General features: G+C 55.3%; 17 protein-coding genes. 5 read left to right on the forward strand and 12 right to left on the reverse strand.

What is annotated here, in order from left to right; all coding sequences use genetic code 11:
- Positions 1-42 precede the first annotated feature (42 nt).
- A complete protein-coding gene (locus ABSE13_RS11325; RefSeq protein WP_424028622.1) occupies positions 43-456 on the forward strand; it encodes a polymer-forming cytoskeletal protein in 414 nt (137 codons plus the stop codon).
- Here ABSE13_RS11325 and ABSE13_RS11330 read toward each other — a convergent pair.
- Genes ABSE13_RS11330 through ABSE13_RS11345 form a run of 4 tightly spaced genes read right to left on the reverse strand, consistent with a single transcriptional unit; the run spans position 421 to position 3,961 of the window.
- The gene (locus ABSE13_RS11330; protein WP_424028623.1) at positions 421-1,122 is read right to left on the reverse strand and encodes a DUF116 domain-containing protein; all 702 of its coding nucleotides are present in this window, start codon (positions 1,120-1,122) and stop codon (positions 421-423) included. The two genes, ABSE13_RS11325 and ABSE13_RS11330, sit on opposite strands and share 36 nt — an antisense overlap.
- 25 nt (positions 1,123-1,147) lie before the next feature.
- Positions 1,148-2,197: an S-methyl-5-thioribose-1-phosphate isomerase gene (mtnA, locus tag ABSE13_RS11335; protein WP_424028638.1), complete on the reverse strand. Its 1,050-nt coding sequence runs from the start codon at positions 2,195-2,197 to the stop codon at positions 1,148-1,150.
- Positions 2,197-3,477 carry an FAD-dependent oxidoreductase gene (locus tag ABSE13_RS11340; protein ID WP_424028639.1) on the reverse strand — a complete coding sequence of 427 codons (1,281 nt, stop codon included), beginning with the start codon at positions 3,475-3,477 and terminating at the stop codon, positions 2,197-2,199. The genes mtnA and ABSE13_RS11340 overlap by 1 nt, the downstream gene beginning before the upstream one ends.
- Positions 3,470-3,961, reverse strand: a complete 492-nt coding sequence (locus tag ABSE13_RS11345; protein ID WP_424028624.1) for a gamma carbonic anhydrase family protein — start codon at positions 3,959-3,961, stop codon at positions 3,470-3,472. The genes ABSE13_RS11340 and ABSE13_RS11345 overlap by 8 nt, the downstream gene beginning before the upstream one ends.
- 36 nt (positions 3,962-3,997) lie before the next feature.
- On the opposite strand from ABSE13_RS11345, the gene ABSE13_RS11350 reads away from it, so the two are divergent.
- A complete protein-coding gene (locus tag ABSE13_RS11350; RefSeq protein WP_424028625.1) occupies positions 3,998-4,456 on the forward strand; it encodes a phosphopantetheine adenylyltransferase in 459 nt (152 codons plus the stop codon).
- Positions 4,457-4,558: 102 nt separating this feature from the next.
- On the opposite strand, the gene ABSE13_RS11355 is transcribed toward ABSE13_RS11350, so the two are convergent.
- The 3 genes from ABSE13_RS11355 to pyrB all read right to left on the reverse strand — a co-directional run bounded on the left by ABSE13_RS11355 (position 4,559) and on the right by pyrB (position 8,408).
- On the reverse strand, positions 4,559-6,820 hold the full coding sequence (locus ABSE13_RS11355; protein ID WP_424028626.1) for a PKD domain-containing protein: 2,262 nt from the start codon (positions 6,818-6,820) through the stop codon (positions 4,559-4,561).
- 218 nt (positions 6,821-7,038) lie between these two features.
- Positions 7,039-7,515: an aspartate carbamoyltransferase regulatory subunit gene (gene pyrI, locus ABSE13_RS11360; protein WP_424028627.1), complete on the reverse strand. Its 477-nt coding sequence runs from the start codon at positions 7,513-7,515 to the stop codon at positions 7,039-7,041.
- A complete protein-coding gene (pyrB, locus tag ABSE13_RS11365) occupies positions 7,512-8,408 on the reverse strand; it encodes an aspartate carbamoyltransferase (protein WP_424028640.1) in 897 nt (298 codons plus the stop codon). Before pyrB ends, pyrI begins: the two co-directional genes overlap by 4 nt.
- 291 nt (positions 8,409-8,699) lie before the next feature.
- Here pyrB and ABSE13_RS11370 point away from each other — a divergent pair, with 291 nt between their 5' ends.
- Positions 8,700-9,977 (forward strand): nucleotide sugar dehydrogenase, encoded by a 1,278-nt coding sequence (locus ABSE13_RS11370; protein ID WP_424028628.1) that lies wholly within the window; start codon positions 8,700-8,702, stop codon positions 9,975-9,977.
- A gap of 5 nt (positions 9,978-9,982) precedes the next feature.
- Here the strand turns inward: ABSE13_RS11370 and ABSE13_RS11375 are convergent, their stop codons facing one another.
- The gene (locus ABSE13_RS11375; protein ID WP_424028629.1) at positions 9,983-11,701 is read right to left on the reverse strand and encodes a carbamoyltransferase C-terminal domain-containing protein; all 1,719 of its coding nucleotides are present in this window, start codon (positions 11,699-11,701) and stop codon (positions 9,983-9,985) included.
- A gap of 168 nt (positions 11,702-11,869) precedes the next feature.
- Between ABSE13_RS11375 and ABSE13_RS11380 the strand changes: the two genes are divergently transcribed.
- Complete coding sequence (locus ABSE13_RS11380; protein WP_424028630.1) at positions 11,870-12,991, forward strand: glycosyltransferase; 1,122 nt, start codon at positions 11,870-11,872, stop codon at positions 12,989-12,991.
- A 129-nt stretch (positions 12,992-13,120) separates the two neighbouring features.
- Here ABSE13_RS11380 and ABSE13_RS11385 read toward each other — a convergent pair whose 3' ends face one another.
- Positions 13,121-13,624, reverse strand: a complete 504-nt coding sequence (locus tag ABSE13_RS11385) for a hypothetical protein (RefSeq protein ID WP_424028631.1) — start codon at positions 13,622-13,624, stop codon at positions 13,121-13,123.
- 876 nt (positions 13,625-14,500) lie between these two features.
- Here ABSE13_RS11385 and ABSE13_RS11390 point away from each other — a divergent pair.
- Positions 14,501-14,746, forward strand: a complete 246-nt coding sequence (locus ABSE13_RS11390) for a hypothetical protein (protein WP_424028632.1) — start codon at positions 14,501-14,503, stop codon at positions 14,744-14,746.
- Between the two features lie 18 nt (positions 14,747-14,764).
- Here ABSE13_RS11390 and ABSE13_RS11395 read toward each other — a convergent pair whose 3' ends face one another.
- From ABSE13_RS11395 to ABSE13_RS11405, 3 genes are all read right to left on the reverse strand, one after another.
- Positions 14,765-15,490 (reverse strand): protein-L-isoaspartate carboxylmethyltransferase, encoded by a 726-nt coding sequence (locus tag ABSE13_RS11395; RefSeq protein WP_424028633.1) that lies wholly within the window; start codon positions 15,488-15,490, stop codon positions 14,765-14,767.
- On the reverse strand, positions 15,487-15,825 hold the full coding sequence (locus ABSE13_RS11400) for a nascent polypeptide-associated complex protein (protein ID WP_424028634.1): 339 nt from the start codon (positions 15,823-15,825) through the stop codon (positions 15,487-15,489). Before ABSE13_RS11400 ends, ABSE13_RS11395 begins: the two co-directional genes overlap by 4 nt.
- Positions 15,749-16,339, reverse strand: a 591-nt coding sequence (locus ABSE13_RS11405; RefSeq protein WP_424028635.1) for a PUA domain-containing protein, incomplete at its 5' end; no start/stop codon positions are given. The genes ABSE13_RS11400 and ABSE13_RS11405, both read right to left, overlap by 77 nt.

Genomic DNA, 16,339 nt, shown 5'->3' on the forward strand with positions numbered 1-16,339 from the left:
AAGTTTATCATTGCTATCGTCAACAGTTACCATTAGAGACCAATGCCCACGCTCATTCAGAAAGGGAATACGTATTTTGCCCAGAAAGGCTCGTATTTTGAAGGAAATGTCAAAGTCGACGGTGACTTTGTGGTTCCCTCCCGCACTCATTTCTGGGGCAGGCTTAACGTCACCGGCAACCTCGAGCTCGGACCCCGCTCCAGCGTGGCGCTCGATATCAGCTGCTGGAGTGCGGTTATCGGCAGCCAGTGCAGGGTCAAGGGCCCGATCGTGGCCCATGGCGATGTTACGATCCTCGACCATGCGAGTGTCCATTCAGTCCAGGCCGGTGGAAAGGTGATCCTCCGTCCCGGTGTGATTGTCGGGGATGTAACGAGTGAGGACACGATTATTGTTCACGGGCACATCAAGAGCGGGAACCTAGTTGGCAAGAATATGAAGGTCCTCGGGAATTGAGGCCGGGTCGATCCCGAGGACTGCCACTTCGTAGATATCCGCCCAGTTGACTACGGTCTCAACGCAGCCCTCTTTTAATGTCACGACGCCCATGACGACAAGTCCCATCTTGTCGGCCATGTCAATGCCCTCTTTCACCTCAGCAAGGCACCCGACACCCATGATCGCCTTCGGCCTGTATTTTTTGACCATCCGTTTGATGAAGGATGATCCCGGCACAATGAAGATCCTGTACCCGAGCCGTTCGAGCATTCCTTTGGCTTCGCCAACCGTGCACCGCCCGCAGTTCTGGCACCTGAGGCCTTCCGGTGTCAGGTGGGCGGGGCACTGGGATGACCGCAGGCATTGAGGCATGAAGATCGCCCGCTCCGGAACCGGGATTCGGGTGAATTCAGCAGTATTCATGGAGTTGTGGAGCATGATCAGGAATGTGAACAGTTCCCTGTCCTCGAGGCCGAAGAACCGGAACATCGCTTTCATCAGGCCTTCGAGTAGGACGAGGCCGGTCTTTAAGACCCGGGGGAAATAGAGCCTGCCTTTCCGGATGGAATAGAGCGAGATGACGACGAGGATAAATGCGGAGACCACTGCAAGTACGATGATGATGACGGTCAGTTCTCCGATGAGATACAGCAGGCTGTTCAGGGTCCCGAAGTCAAGTTCCATAGTGGAGCGTCCAATGTACTGAGAATTATTTGGTATTTGTACAGGATAATAATGACTGGATATTCACCGGGGGCCGCAGGATCCCATTTTCCATAATGATTGCGCTGACCAGCTCCATGGGCGTGGCATCGAATGCAGGATTTCTCACGGCAGCCTTATCCGGCACAAAGGTCCGGTTCCCCATGGTCGTGACCTCTTCCCGGCCCCGCTCCTCGATCACGACATCATGTTCCCTGTTCTTCCCGTCAAACGTGGAGAGCGGTGCAGCGACATAGAACGGGATATCGTGGTGCTTCGCACAGACGGCGTGCATATATGTCCCGATTTTGTTGAAGACCGCATCGCACGTGATCCGGTCGGCACCGACAATCACGGCATCGATCGCCCCTTTCCTCATGAACTGGGCGGCCATGGAATCGGTGATTACCGTGACATCAATCCCGTCCCGGGCCAGTTCCCATGCCGTGAGGCGTGCCCCCTGGAGGAGCGGGCGTGTCTCGCACGCTATGACCCGGACCTGTTTGCCGGCCTTTACTGCGGAGCGGATCACGCCGAGCGCAGTGCCCCACGATGAACATGCGAGGGCTCCCGCATTGCAATGCGTGAGGACCGTGCAGCTCTCTGGCAGGAGTTCTGCGCCATAGTGCCCGATCGCGTGGCAGCAGGCAGTATCCTCGCGGGAGATCGTATCAGCCTCGTCAAGGGCGCGTTTACGGGCCTGTTCTCTATTTTCAGACGTTTCCACGAGCGCAAGGACCCGGTTGATCCCCCATGCGAGGTTGATGGCAGTCGGGCGGGTGGACCTGAGCATCGCCGCTCCTTTCCGCACATCGTCAAGGAATTGTTCCCAGCTCGTGGAGGGTGACGTCAGGGTAGCAAGAGCGACGCCGTAGGCCCCGGCAACCCCGAGAGCTGGTGCCCCCCGGATCTCAAGGCGACGGATCGCGGTTGCCAGCCGCCCGATATCACGGCATTCGACTACAACGAGCTCGTTCGGGAGCAGGGTCTGTTCGATATAGCAGAGGCACCCTGCCCCGGAGTCCCACCAGAGCGTGGTTGACCCGCCCGGTTCCATCACGCTGATCGCGTCCTTATTGCATCGATATATGCCCGGATCGCCGCCGATCCACCGGATGCGACGCTGTCCGGGATGTCCCGGGGAGCCGTAACCGTCCCGGCCACATAAATCCCCGGCCGGATAGTGCCGGTGGTGTCAAGTGCATCGTTGATGGGTTTGATAAAGCCGGTATCCTCACAGGGGATCCCCAGCATCTCCGCAAACCGGCCGGCTGTATCCGAAGGTCCAATTCCTACGGAGAGAACGACAAGTTCCGGCCGGAGTGTGTGGAGTTGTGAAGTTTCGGAGTCCTCGACCTGAACGATCACGCCGTCCCGGTCATGGAGCACATCGGAGGGCATGCCGTGGAGAAACCGGACTCCGGTAGCCTTTGCCCGTTCGTAATACTCCTCGTACCCTTTGCCATAGGAACGGATGTCCATGTAACAGATGGTCACCTCCGTATCGGGGTTTTTCTCCTTTATAAGCATCGCGTTCTTCAGCGCCTGCATGCAGCAGACGCAGGAGCAGTACGGGCGATCGATCGTCATGTCGCGGGACCCCACGCACTGGATGAAGAGGATCGAACGGGGTTTTTTCCCGCTGCTGATCCGCAGCACTTTCCCCCCGGTCGGGCCGCTGGCATTGATCATCCGTTCGAGTTCGAGGCTGGTGATCACGTCCGGCCGGGCCAGGTACCCGAATTGCGGCTTGTTCCGGGCATCGAATACCGAGTATCCCGTCGTTATGACAATACTTACGGCATCGATGACGATGACACGTTCCTCGTCCTTGCGCAGGATCGAGCCCGGGCCGCAGGCATCGTAACAGAGCCCGCATTCAATGCAGTGCTCCGGGTCCTTCACTACCACATCCGGGACTGCCTGGGCATGGGGCTTGTAGATTGCCTTCCTCACACCGACGCCGGCATCGAACCGGTTGTAAACTTCCACCGGGCAGATCTCTATGCAATCCCCACAGCCGGTGCACGTGGTTGTATCGATATACCGGGGAAATTCCTTCACGGTAACGCGGAAATTCCCGGCCTTACCTTCGATCTTCTCGACGGTTGCGCAGGTATGGAGGGTGATATCGGGATGGCGGGCGACATCCACCATCTTCGGGGAGAGGATGCACATTGAACAGTCGTTGGTCGGAAACGTCTTGTCCAGCTGGGCCATGTGGCCGCCGATGGAGGGCTCGCGCTCGACCAGGTGCACATGGATGCCGTGCCCTGCAATGTCCAGTGCCGCCTGGATGCCGGCTATCCCGGCGCCGATGACCACCACGTTACCCATGGCGTGCATACTCTCCCGCGAGTGCCACGTACGAGGCAGCGTTCTCAAGGATGTGCTTCTGCTGCTCATCGCTTGCCTGCTTGACAACCTTGCCGGGAATACCGACAACAACGGATCCTTCCGGTACCTCCATACCTTCCTTGATAACCGCACCGGCGCCGATCACGGATCCTGCACCGATATGGGCCCCGTTGAGCACGATTGCGCCCATGCCGACGAGCACCCGGTCATCGATCCGGCACCCGTGGAGGATTGCCCCGTGGCCTACGGACACGTTGTTTCCGATGAGTGTCGGGAACCCTTTGCTCGTATGGACAACACAATTGTCCTGGATATTCGAGCGATCACTGATCACGATCCGGTCCTTGTCAGCCCGGATCACGGCCCCGAACCAGATTCCCACGTCACTGCCGATCGTGACATCGCCTATGATCGTGGCATTGGCTGCCCTGAATAATGCCCCGCCGGAGATCCCTGCATCCATACGCATAATAACATAGGAAATTAAGAATCAAAGAGCATGAAGGTTATGGTAGGGGGAACCTTCGATCCCCTGCATGACGGGCACCGGCAGCTGCTGGGCCGCTCATTCGAGCTTGCCGGGCCGGCAGGGCATGTGGTGATCGGCCTTACCACCGACCAGTTTGCAAGCCGGAAGGTGCATCCGATCCGGCCGTTTGCCGTGCGGAAGGCAGATCTCGAAACTGCTATCACGGCGATGGGATACAAAGTGCTCTGGGCCATCGAACCGCTGAATGACCGGTACGGTTCGGCTATCGAATCCGATTTTGATGCGATCGTGGTGTCCGAAGAGACCCTCCCGGCGGCTGTCGATATCAACAGGATCCGGCGCGAGACCGGGAGAAGGAAAGTTGACATCCACCAGATCAGCTGTGTCCTTGCCGAAGATGGTCGCTGGATCTCAAGCACCCGCATCTACCGGGGAGAGATCGATATCCACGGGCATATGCTCCGCTGAAGTCCGCGCGAACGTTTGACCCGGCAGTCTCAGGTTCTCTTTAATTTTTTTCTCTGTTATTTTATAACGGTCAGCGTGTTTGCTGCCAGAATAAAAAAAGGATTATTTCCGGTTGGCAGATACGATTGCCAGAACTGCAATAACGGAAGCAATGACGGAGATTACCTCCGGAAGGGGTGCCGGGGTGGTCTTCGGGAGTGTTGTAACAACAGGGGCTGCTGCCGTCGGTGCCGCTGCCGGTGCAGTTGTCGGTGCCGCGGTAACGGTCATCGTTGCGGGGGCAGAGTTGCCGGATTTGAAGGATGTATCACTGCCGTACTGGTTGGTTACCGTCAGGCTGACATCATACGAGCCTTCGCGCTGGTAGATGTGGCGGGGGTTCTGTTCTGATGACGAGGTTCCGTCGCCGAAGTCCCACTTCCAGGAAGTCGGGTTGTTGCTTGACATATCCGTAAACTGGACAATGAACGGTGCCTTGCCTACTTGTGCATCAGCCTTGAAGTTGGCTAACGGTGCGAGAGTGGTCGAGATATAGTTCGTCTTGGTGGTCGAATCCACTCCGTCCTTGTTGGAGGCAGTCAGGGTCACGGTATACGTGCCGAGAGTGGTGTAGGTATGGCTTGGGTTCTGGTCAGCTGATGTTGATCCGTCGCCGAAGTCCCACTTCCAGGAGGTCGGTGCGTTGAGGGTCTTGTCCGTGAACGCTATGGTCATCGGTGCGCTGCCCTGGGTTTTGTCTGCGACAAAGTCCGCACGAGGGATATTGATGACCGTAATGTACTGGTTCTTGGTACGGCTGTCAGTGACTGAGGGGTTCGATGCAGTCAGTGTGACGTCGTAGACACCTGTTGCCTGATAGATGTGATCAGGGTTCGACCCGGTACCTGTTGATCCGTCGCCGAAGTCCCAGATCCATTGGGTGGGAGAGTTGGCGGAGAGGTCCGTGAATGTCACGATCCTGCCGACACCGACCGTGGTTGTATCGGCGGTAAAATCAACCGCTGCGCCTTTACCGACCGTGATGAGGTCTTTCCTGACCCTGATGTCAGTACCAAAGTTGTTCTTGACCGTAAGGGTTACTGTGTACGTACCCACGTTCTGATAGAGGTGGGACGGGTTCTGAGAACCGGAGGTCTGTCCGTCACCGAAATCCCAGTTCCATGAGGTCGGGGCACCGGTGGACTGGTCGACGAAGTTCACCGACATCGGGACCTTGTTCATCTGGAACGGGACGATAACCGGGATGAACTGTGCCGTGGGTGCAACACCGACGTTGATATAACTGGTCTTAGTCTCCGTGTCCCGGCCGTTATCATTCCGTGCCGTGAGGGAAACCGTGTAAATACCCTTCAGCTGGTATGAGTGGCCGGGGTTCTGGTCAGTGGATGTGGCGGTGTCTCCGAAATCCCAAGCCCAGCTGGTGGGCGAGTTTGAAGACTTGTCCGTGAACGCGATCGAATCACCAACACTGGCTTGCGTGGGGTTGGCCGCGAAATCGGCATTGGGTACGCCGCCAACATTCAGGGTCTGGGTCGAGGTATCGGTGTCCGTGCCGCGGGTAACGGTCAGCTTGACATCGTACGATCCGGCGGTGGTGAACGTGTGGCCGGGGTTCTGGTCAGTGGATGTCGTGCCGTCAGCGAAATCCCATTTCCATGCGGTAGGTGAACCGATGGAGCGGTCAGTGAACGTGACTGCCAGCGGAGCCTTGCCGCTTGCCGGGTCAGCGGAAAATTTTGATGCCAGGCCGCCGACAACATTGATGTACTGGTTTTTCGTGATATCCGAAGAGCCGTAATCATTGGACGTTGTCAGGATCACGTTGTAGACACCTCCCGTCCAGTAGGTGTGGACCGGGTTCTGTTCGGTTGAACTCTGTCCGTCACCAAAGTCCCAGATCCAGCCGGTTACCTGGCCATTGGACTTGTCGGTGAATGCGACATTCAGGGGAACATTGCCGCTTAACGGGGTCGCAACGAAATCAGCTTTCGGGCCCATGCCGATATTGATGTAATCTTTCTTGATCTCGGTGCTGGTCCCGAATCCGTTCTTTACCGTAAGGGTTACGGTATAGGTTCCGCGCTGGATGAAGGAGTGCGTGGGATTCTGGTCGGTGGATGTAGCTCCGTCGCCGAAGTCCCACTGGTATGTCATCGGGGTTGACCCAAGGGAGCTATCCGTGAATGAGACTTGTGTCGGGACGGTGGAGAATGCGTAGTGTGCATCAAATTGTGCGACCGGTGCTATACCTACCGTGATATAACCCGCCTGGGTGCTGTCAGATGCAGCAACACCCGGCATTGCCAGAGCTGCGAGCAGGATAATCAATCCTGCAAAAAGGAAGTACTTTTTTGATCTCATCATAATCACTACCCAAATTATCAATTGACAGATATTTAATTCCATCACTTTATTATTTTTGATATCTGATCATGGCGTGGTGATATGACATTTGATGTAATGTTTTGCGCACGCTTGGAAAAAAGCCGTTCAGCCGGTCTGGTGGTATCCCGGTGCCGCTGGCGTGAAATTCACGACGAACCCGAAACATGTATGAACTCCGGGAAAAAATCAGATGGAGATTAAATAATATGCCCGGTGATATTGTCCCGGGTGATTACCCAGTCGCAGTACCGGCAATGCAGCCCTTTTGGCAGGATTTCGAATTTACTCGTGATCGGCTCGTTGGTATTTGATATGCAACCAGGGTTGGGGCATCGGACCAGCCCCTCGATCAGCGTCGGGATCTCGACACCTTTCTTCTCGAATACTTTGTAATTACGGATGATGTTGATCGTTGCTCGTGGGGAGATCAGGGCAATCCGGTCCACCTCCTCTTTTGAGAGCTCGCGGTTGGTCAGCTTGACAATATCCTTTCGCACCATGTCGTGGCTGGGGACATTGGTGGCAATGGAAAGCGCTTCCTGTGTCGTACCGGTAATCCCGAGGATCTTGACAACGTTGAGTGCCTGGCCGCCATCAATATGGTCGATCACCGTACCATTCTTGATCCTTCTTACCAGCAGGCCCTCGTTTTCCTGCGACTCGGTGATCTTCATTTCATCACCTGCATCAGCATTGCCATTCGGACCGGCACCCCGTTTCTCGATTGTTCGAAGTACCGGGCATGGGGGGACTCGTCCACCCGTGGATCGATCTCGTCGATACGGGGAAGGGGATGGAGGACGATGAGCCGCTTCTTTGCACCGGCGAGCAGTTCGGGAGTGATCCGGTAACTGGAGGCCACGTTAAAGTAGGAGGCAGAATCAGGGAACCGCTCGCGCTGGATCCTCGTGACATAGAGGACATCCACCTCACCGATCACGTCCTCGATGGAATCGTGCTCGGTGATCTCCATGCCTTGCTCCTTAAGCTGGGCAGCCAGCGTTGCGGGAAGTTCAAGGCCTTTGGGCGAGATCGTATGGAGCCGGGCATTGTAGAGGGAGAGCGCGGATGCAAGGGAGTGCGCAGTCCTTCCATACCGCAGGTCGCCAATCAGTGCCACTTCAATCCCTTCCACCGGCATCGACTGGCGAATGGTGTACAGGTCGAGGAGCGTCTGGGACGGGTGCTGTCCCGCCCCGTCACCGGCATTGATGACAGGTACGGTTGAGAATTCCGCGGCAAGCCGCGCCGCGCCCTCCTTGGGGTGCCGGATCACGATGGCATCGGCGTACCCGCTGACAACCCGGACCGTGTCGGCGAGGGTCTCTCCCTTGGCCATAGAGCAGGCTTCGACACTGCCAACCGAGAGTGAGGTGCCACCAAGCCTTGCCATTGCAGATTCAAAGGACATCCGCGTCCGCGTGCTGGGCTCGAAGAAGAGGACGGCAAGGATCTTACCGGCAAGCGCATTCGCATCGTACTTTTTCTTCTCGATCTGTGCCGCATGGTTCAGCAGGTTGTCGATCTCGTCCCGATCAAAGTCCCCGATGGAAATGATATGCTGTATTTTTACTCCCCCCGGCTCGTTCGTACGCATATAGGTTTTCCTGCACTAATTACCTATCTTTCGCCCGCCCCGCCGGATCAGGGGCGCGATAAAAAAAGTGAAGTATCTTTCCTGCGAACAACCAGGTCACCTTGTTACACCAGCATTTTCTTGTCGGAAAGAACTGAATTTTCGCACGAACCGTAAAACCGATACCCTCATCAAAGAAACACCTGTTATCCGGTTTGATCGGGAAGAACTGGACTTAAATAAACCAACACCAAATGAGCTGATCACGGAGTCTTCGTTCTCATGCCGGAACTGTCAGACAGGAAACAGAACGCGGGACAGGTACCTGTTCACCAGAAAACGGTATGTATTGTCGGTCTTGGATACGTGGGCTTTCCCCTCGCTGAGGCGTTCTCACAGAGGGTGACTACTCTCGGTTTTGATATCGATACGAGCAAGATCAGAACAATCCAGGAATCAGGGACGGCCATACTGGCAACTGCCGATCCGGCGCAGATCAGAAAGGCAGATTTTGTGATGATCTGTGTTCCCACTCTTCTTACTCCGGACAATGAACCGGATTTATCCTATGTCCGCTCGGCAGCAGAAACGGTCGGCAGGAATATGAAGAAGGGTGCCATCGTCATCCTCGAATCCACCGTTTACCCGGGCGTGACGGAGGATGTCCTCAAACCTGTCCTCGAACGCGAATCAGGATATGTCTGTGGCCGGGATTTCAAGATCGGCTATTCTCCCGAGCGCATAAATCCCGGGGACGATGAACATGTGCTTGCTAAGACCACCAAGATCGTAGCCGGGATGGATGAAGAGACCACTCTCGAGATGAAAACGATCTACAGCCTGATCACCCAGGTATATGCAGCTCCCGACATCCGCACGGCGGAGGCGGCAAAGGTGGTCGAGAACATCCAGCGGGATGTCAACATTGCCCTCATCAATGAACTGTCGTACATTTTCCACCGCCTCGGGCTCAATACGAAAAACGTGCTCGAAGCGGCCGGCACCAAGTGGAATTTCCACCGGTATACGCCGGGAATTGTCGGGGGACATTGTATCCCCACAGTTCCGTATTTCCTTGCCTATTCCGCGAAGCAGTCGGGTTATAGCCCCGAGATGATCCTGGCCGGAAGGGCAACCAACGATTACATGACCCGTTTCATTGCTGAACTGATCATCGGCCACCTGAATACCTGTGGAAAACCCGTTCGTAACGCCGGCATTGTCATTCTCGGGCTGACCTATAAAGAGGATGTTGCTGATACGCGGGACAACCCGGTTACCGAATTGATCAGGAACCTGCAGGAGCAGGAGATCACGGTATATGGATATGATCCGCTCCTCACCCCGGCTGAAATTGCCCGGATGGGTGTAATACCCCTCGAAAAACTCGATAAACCGGCTGACGGTTTTATCCTTGTTGTTCCGCACAGGCAGTTCCTGGAATCCGCAAAAGAGGAGCTCCGGCACCTGGCGAAACCCGACGTTGTCTTTGTCGACATCAAGGGTGCCTTTTACAAGGATCCGGACTTCAAAAAGATGTTCAGGTATATCACTCTGTGATTCTTTTACCCGCGATTTGATTTTTCACCCTTTCTTACGATATAATTGTCCATGACCAGGATATCCAGGTCGCTCTTTTTCAGGGTATCCATTGCTTCGCGGGGATGGTAGACCATCGGGGACCCGTGGAGATTGAACGAGGTATTCAGGACGCAACCGGTCCCGGTCAGACGGGAAAACTGCTCGATCACTGCGTAGTAGTCCGGGTTCTGGTCGCGGGTAAGGATCTGGGGCCGGATGGTGCGGTCCCGTGGGTGGGTTGCGGCCCGGATGCTGTCCCGTTCCTGCGTAGTATCGAACGCGAGCATCATGTAGGGCGACGGGATCTTCTTCGGGTTCACCAGGTACCGGTCCATCGCGACATCGATGACGGATCCAGCAAACGGCATCCAGAAATCCCGCATCTTGATCGCATCGTTGATCTTCTGGACGGTCTCGAATGAGCGGGGATTTGCAAGGATCGACCGGTTGCCCAGTGCGCGGGCACCCCATTCGGACCGGCCCGAGCACCGGGCAACAATCCGGTCCTGGCTGAGCATCTCCGCCACGTACTTGTTGACATTGGGATCTTTCTCGCACTGGAACCCCGCCCGCTGCACTTCGTCGCGGATAACCGTCTCATCAAAGGACTCCCCGAGATACAGGTTTGTGAGGGGTTGGATCGCGGGATCCGACCCGGTTTTTGCACAATGATCCTTGTAGGCAAGGAACGCGGCACCCATTGCGTTGCTCTCATCCCCACAGGATGGCATAACGAAGAGTTCTTCAACTTCGGGAAGCCCGGCGATCAGCTTGTTCAGCTTCACGTTCATGAAGACACCGCCGGAGAGGCAGAGCCGGTGCAGGCCCGTTGCCTGGATGGCATTCTTTACCCACTGGATGACACTGCGTTCGGTATAGTCCTGCAGGGCCCCGCATATCGCGTCAAACCGCTGGTGGCGGTAGATCCGCTCGAGGCTCGCGATGGAGTTCGAGCTGGTTGCGAGTGTCGAACGGCGGAAGGTCAGTCCGTCTACCTTCAGGAGGCGTTCGAGGGATTGTGACATGCCGGTATAATATTTCGGCTGAGAATACGGGGCCATGCCCATGAGCTTGTATTCATGCTCGAGTGGCATCATGCCCATGTAATATGTCGAGACCGCGTAGAGGTTCCCGACCGAGTTTCCCTCCGGCGTACTCGCAATCTGCGACAGCTCCCCGTTCATACTGGTATATATTCCCGCGCAGCTCCCGTCCCCACCGCCATCGAGTGAGAGAATAAGTGCCTGCTTACCGTAAAAGCCGCTGCAGCAAAGAGACGTGGCCGCGTGCGTCAGGTTATGATCAAAAAACCGGGTCCGGCTCTCAGGAATACCCTGTGCGGTGAGGAATTTCGTTCTCTGCCGGGCCTTGTCTGCCTTGTAGAACCCGAACAGGGGCGATGCCTTGAAAAAATCCCCGAGATATTTCTTCCATACCGGGGATGCATACTGGTTTACGAGGGCTTTTGTATCCTTCCACGCAGGATTATGCATGGTGCCAAAGGCAAAGAGGTCGATATCGTCAAGGGTGATCTTCCCGAAGTCCAGCGCCCGGCCGATGGCGAGTGCCGGAAACCCGTTGAAATTTTTTATACCATTGATCCGCTCCTCCTGGAGACTGAACGTTATCACGCCGTCTTCCAGCAGACTGACAGAAGCGTTATGGTTGTCATGGATTCCGAGCACGCGGAAATGATCACTCATAAGTTGAGATCTATTGCCCGTAGAGATCAATAAATATTGGCCTTGGGAAAACGGGTGCATGTCGCGTTGTCATGCGGTCATGTATCTGGAAACCGCTGTGCGATACCGGCACCCTGTCGCCAGGATAACATAAACGTATAAATCCGCCCCGGAAAAATGGTTAAGAGAATGTTACTGCTCATCATCATCGCATGCGTCCTCCTTTTCATCGCCGTCATTCCCTATATCGTCTATCTCTTCGGCATCACATTTGGCCGGAAATCCACGGATGCAGGGTTTCCCGCGGAATATCCCCGGATCACCATCATCATGTCGGCGTACAATGAGGAGCGTGTTGTGGCGGACCGGATTGCGAATCTTGAGCAGTGCAACTATCCCAAAGATGCCTATGAGGTGCTCTTCATCGATGACTGCTCGGATGATGATACGCTCGCCCGGGCACAGGCAGGCCTTGAGAAATCCGGGATCTCGTTCCGGATCATCGCCAATACCGAGCGGATGGGGACGAATCGCTCGTACAATCATGCGATGAAGCTGGCGCAGTATCCGGTTATCGTGACTACCGATGCCGATGTCTTCTTTGAACCGGATGCGCTCAATTATCTCATGGGCCGGCTTGAGAGCGATCCCGGCATTGCGGCCGTGACCGGGGAACTGCGGCCCCGCATGAATAATGACGAAACTACGAAACTGGAGGGTGCCTACCGGTCTTTTTACGGCCGGATGTGCGACTGGGAGAGCACTATTGACTCCACTTATAACTTCAACGGGGCCCTTGTCGCGTTCCGGACGAACCTGATACGGCGGATCGATGACAAGCGCGGTTCGGACGACGCCAATACCGCGTTCGAAGCGATCCGGAGGGGATACCGGGCGGTCTACGAGCGCCGGGCGATTGTTTACGAGGACATCCCGTCAAGTTTCCGGATCCAGTACCGCCAGAAGATCCGGCGGGCAAAGCGCCTGATCGAGGCAACGCTCGCAAACCTGGATCTTCTTGGCAAGGACCGGCCGTTCACCCGGTATTTCTATCCCCTGCGGCTGTTCATGTTTCTCTGTACGCCTACACTGTTTTTTGCAGGGCTCGCTCTCCTTGCGATTGGATTGTATCTCTCCTACCCTCTCGTTCTGCTGGCACTGGCCGTCATAGTTGCGGTGGTCGGGATTGCATGGCGGGAGAACCTCTTCAATGCGTTTGCCGTGAACCAGTTCTACCTTCTTATGGGCCTGCTGAACCTGGGGAAGGAGACGCGGGTGTGGGAGAGCACGTCGAAGAAAGGGAAGGCATAATCACGAGGTCGGGCACCGTGACAGGAACGGGCGTACGATTTTTGTCTGTCAGTCCGCCTCCCGGATCCCCAACATCTGCCAGCTCGTGGACCTTTTTGTTCTCCCGGATTCTTCCTTTCGGGATTCGTCTTATGCGAGTTCCGGCATACTGTCCGACCACGCTTCAACCCGTTTCCGTATGGCATCATCCGTATAGGATGAGATGGTGATCCGGTCACGGGCAAGACTGATGAAATAGAGTTCCCCTCCTTCATCGTGACATTTGAGGGAAACAGAGAAGAGATCGGCATCTTTGCGGTGCACGATCTTTCCCCGGTGGGAAGCAATGTTGGCCAAGTTCGAGATCATGGACGCGACACCGGTCTCGTATCCCCCGACCGAGTCGTACACTTCCGAACTCGTGCCTGCCTGTTTCCCGGTCCTGTCAAGGTAAACGAATTTTGCCGTGTACCGCTCGCGTACCGGCATGACGGGCTGGAAGTTCCTCCTCTGGGCATAGTACGAGGTGCACCCGAGTGGGTTTTTCATGCGGAGCGCCTGGACGACCGCGGAGAATGCCCCGATGTCCGGGAACGGGTGTTTCAGCCGGTGCGTTGCGCTCTTTGATCCGGGTCTCTGGCGGAAATGGGTCATGATACTCAATGCTCCCGGTATCCTGTTCCGGACGGGCGGAGTCCCCATCCACAGGATGCCTGAGTAGGAGAACGAATGGGTTCGATAAATCCTTGGTGGTGGAGTGCAGGTCGTTGAGGAGGGGTCGCGTGGGTACAAAGTTACGGACGGGCCAGAGTTCGGGAATCGGCTGGCTGTGCCGGCAGTGCCCGGTTTTTTCGTCGGTATACGGGTTCTCTTTTGGAGCAACATCGGATTGCATGACCCTGCTGCTTTGGCACTGAAAGCACCGGTGTACCCACGCGACCCCCCATGCCCATGTCCGGATTTTGTACGAAAATACTGGAATTTCACGTCATTAGAGTGTCTGAAATCGGAGAAATATCATGAGGGGGGGTCGCGTGGGTACAGAATGATCGCGGGCGAGATCATGGATATGTCTGGCTACTCTGGCAGGATATTTTGTGAGGGTTGCCGCCGCCCCCGCGGGGGCGCTCCCGCGGCGGCCTAATGACTTTTCACTCTCAGAAAACGGTAATGAGCAGCGCAAAACCCGACGAGGCGTTTTGCGCGTAGGGCAATCGTAAATTTTGGAGAATTGCCCGTATCTCTCTCAAAATAAAAAACTAAATTCGTTAGAAGTTTAGTAGCAACCGCTAGAGAAAAAAACTGAAAGTATTGATATAATTTGATATGGATATTGCTGAAATAATATCGATAATCAGTCTTCTAGGGATTGGTGGAATAGTGGGGCGTAAATCCAATATCTGTTGAATAAAAAATCGCAAATCGAATTGGAAATTCGTCAATTAAATGAATCAAAATATCGCACGATTTTGGTATGGATGAGGTGCGTCATAACTCCAGAAAAAAGCATATCTTTTCTCCTTTGATGGAATGAAATTTCCTGGAAATAAAACAAAAGAAGAAATTCAGGAATTGGCGACTGAAAAATTAATTGAATTTTATTACAACTCATTCCTTTACGGTTCAGATGATGTTTTAGTCAGTATAAAGAATTTTATTCAGAATCCTGATGAGAGAAAATTCACAGAAACTGCTGTTGCAATGCGAAAAGAATTATGGAAAATAAGCAAAAATCGAGATATTGAGTCATACGCCCTGAAAAAAATTGATACTTAATTTTGAATAAACTTACTTCTATTTCCTCGCGATAGTCACATACCCTGAGTGACACACGCTCGTGGAAGGCCGGGTCCCCCGCTTCGACCGGGTCATCTCCCGCTCGATCAGCTCGTGGGTGTGGACCTCGGAAAAGAGGTCCGTGGCCGCGTCGACCACGATTGCCATCTGTTCGAGGAATGGCGTGTAGCATGCAAGGTAACCGCCGGCCCTTAACAGGGAAAATGCATGGGTTACATATTCCGGCTGGATCTGCAGGTCGAGATGGACCACATCATAGATTCCTTCCGCTGCAAGGAAGTCTGCCGCAACAGCCTCGACGTTCGGGAGTTTCGCGTCCGTGATGTTCTTCATCGCGAGCGTTGAGAACTCGGGGCGCACTTCATATGTCTTCACGCTTTTAGCAATACCCCCGAAGTAGATCGCGGCGATACCGCTCCCGGTACCGGCATCGAGCACGTCATCGTTGTGATTCATACCGGTATAGGCGATGACGAGGCCAATGTCCTTGGGGAGCATCGGTGCTCCTGAACGCTTGCCGTGGGTGAAGAAATCGGTGGGCCTCGGGATGCGGATGGTAAACTCCGAGCCGCTGTGCGTGGTGATGATATCGCCGGAGTTCTTACCGACAATCGCGGCGAGGTCCAGCTGGCCCTTGTCAGTGCCGAGTGTGCCCGGTCCTGCCTTGATGAAAAATTCCCGTCCTGCCCCCACGAGCAGGACGCGATCGCCCTGCTCGATCATTGGGTGAGGTGCATGATCGCTTCGGCAATATCGCCTTTCGATGCTACCAGTGCGGCCTTTGCCTTCTCTGCCGGCACGTTTGCCTGGACTGCAACCATGGCGACATCCTCGTTCGGGATCTCGGCTACTGCGGCCTCAAAGCGCGGGGTGCCGGTGACCTGGTACGTGGTCTGGCCCTGCATGGTCATCGAGGAGACTTCAGCCGCTTCGAAGATCCAGTTGCCCTTTGGTGTCTTGATCACAATACTCTGTACGTCTTCAATCTGCTCGACCTGCATGCCGAGCTTCTTCATCATCGCCTTCATCTGGCGCGGATTGATGTTTCCCGGAAGCATCCTTCTCACTACCCTGCCGTACTCTTACCGCTGCTCCGTAATTAAATGCAAGCATCTCCGCGCCCGAAACGACCGCAGCGCCGCAGGCGATGAGCCGGTCATCGCCCGCAACCACGATCACCTCGTCACCCGCGCGGATTTCGGGATCGGCTGCCGTCACGTGCTTGGCAAAGACGTTCTTGCCCTGCGCCACGAACGATGAGATATCATCGCGGATCACCACGCGGTAGCCGGGTGCCGGAAGGAGCGCCTGGATCCTTTTTGCTCCTTCGATCCCGAGGGTCAGCCTGCCGTCAGAGGCCCTGACGGTTGCGAGGCGGACTCCCCCGTCCAGCACCTGCCGGATCCGGCCCGTCGTCGAGAAGATGTAGGTGCAGCCCTCCGGAAAGAGCCCCGTCCCCACCCCGCCGCCGAACTGGAAGTCAGCGATTACCTGGACCCGCCGCAGCGAACTGTTCTCCGAGTATCCTGTTGACACGATGCACAAACTCCTCTTCTGCTGTTTTCGGGATAT

The organism is Methanoregula sp., from assembly GCF_049518935.1.
Taxonomy (GTDB): Archaea; Halobacteriota; Methanomicrobia; order Methanomicrobiales; family Methanospirillaceae; genus Methanoregula.

Bases quoted from the DNA above. Each gene is read 5' to 3' on its own strand.
- ABSE13_RS11380 (WP_424028630.1), top strand. From the start codon at position 11,870: ATGTTACTGCTCATCATCATCGCATGCGTCCTCCTTTTCATCGCCGTC.
- ABSE13_RS11325 (WP_424028622.1), top strand. From the start codon at position 43: ATGCCCACGCTCATTCAGAAAGGGAATACGTATTTTGCCCAGAAAGGC.
- ABSE13_RS11350 (WP_424028625.1), top strand. From the start codon at position 3,998: ATGAAGGTTATGGTAGGGGGAACCTTCGATCCCCTGCATGACGGGCAC.
- ABSE13_RS11345 (WP_424028624.1), bottom strand. From the start codon at position 3,961: ATGGATGCAGGGATCTCCGGCGGGGCATTATTCAGGGCAGCCAATGCC.
- ABSE13_RS11400 (WP_424028634.1), bottom strand. From the start codon at position 15,825: ATGCTTCCGGGAAACATCAATCCGCGCCAGATGAAGGCGATGATGAAG.
- ABSE13_RS11395 (WP_424028633.1), bottom strand. From the start codon at position 15,490: ATGATCGAGCAGGGCGATCGCGTCCTGCTCGTGGGGGCAGGACGGGAA.
- mtnA (WP_424028638.1), bottom strand. From the start codon at position 2,197: ATGGAACCGGGCGGGTCAACCACGCTCTGGTGGGACTCCGGGGCAGGG.
- ABSE13_RS11340 (WP_424028639.1), bottom strand. From the start codon at position 3,477: ATGGGTAACGTGGTGGTCATCGGCGCCGGGATAGCCGGCATCCAGGCG.
- ABSE13_RS11390 (WP_424028632.1), top strand. From the start codon at position 14,501: ATGAAATTTCCTGGAAATAAAACAAAAGAAGAAATTCAGGAATTGGCG.
- ABSE13_RS11355 (WP_424028626.1), bottom strand. From the start codon at position 6,820: ATGATGAGATCAAAAAAGTACTTCCTTTTTGCAGGATTGATTATCCTG.
- pyrI (WP_424028627.1), bottom strand. From the start codon at position 7,515: ATGAAGATCACCGAGTCGCAGGAAAACGAGGGCCTGCTGGTAAGAAGG.
- ABSE13_RS11385 (WP_424028631.1), bottom strand. From the start codon at position 13,624: ATGACCCATTTCCGCCAGAGACCCGGATCAAAGAGCGCAACGCACCGG.
- ABSE13_RS11375 (WP_424028629.1), bottom strand. From the start codon at position 11,701: ATGAGTGATCATTTCCGCGTGCTCGGAATCCATGACAACCATAACGCT.
- ABSE13_RS11370 (WP_424028628.1), top strand. From the start codon at position 8,700: ATGCCGGAACTGTCAGACAGGAAACAGAACGCGGGACAGGTACCTGTT.
- ABSE13_RS11330 (WP_424028623.1), bottom strand. From the start codon at position 1,122: ATGGAACTTGACTTCGGGACCCTGAACAGCCTGCTGTATCTCATCGGA.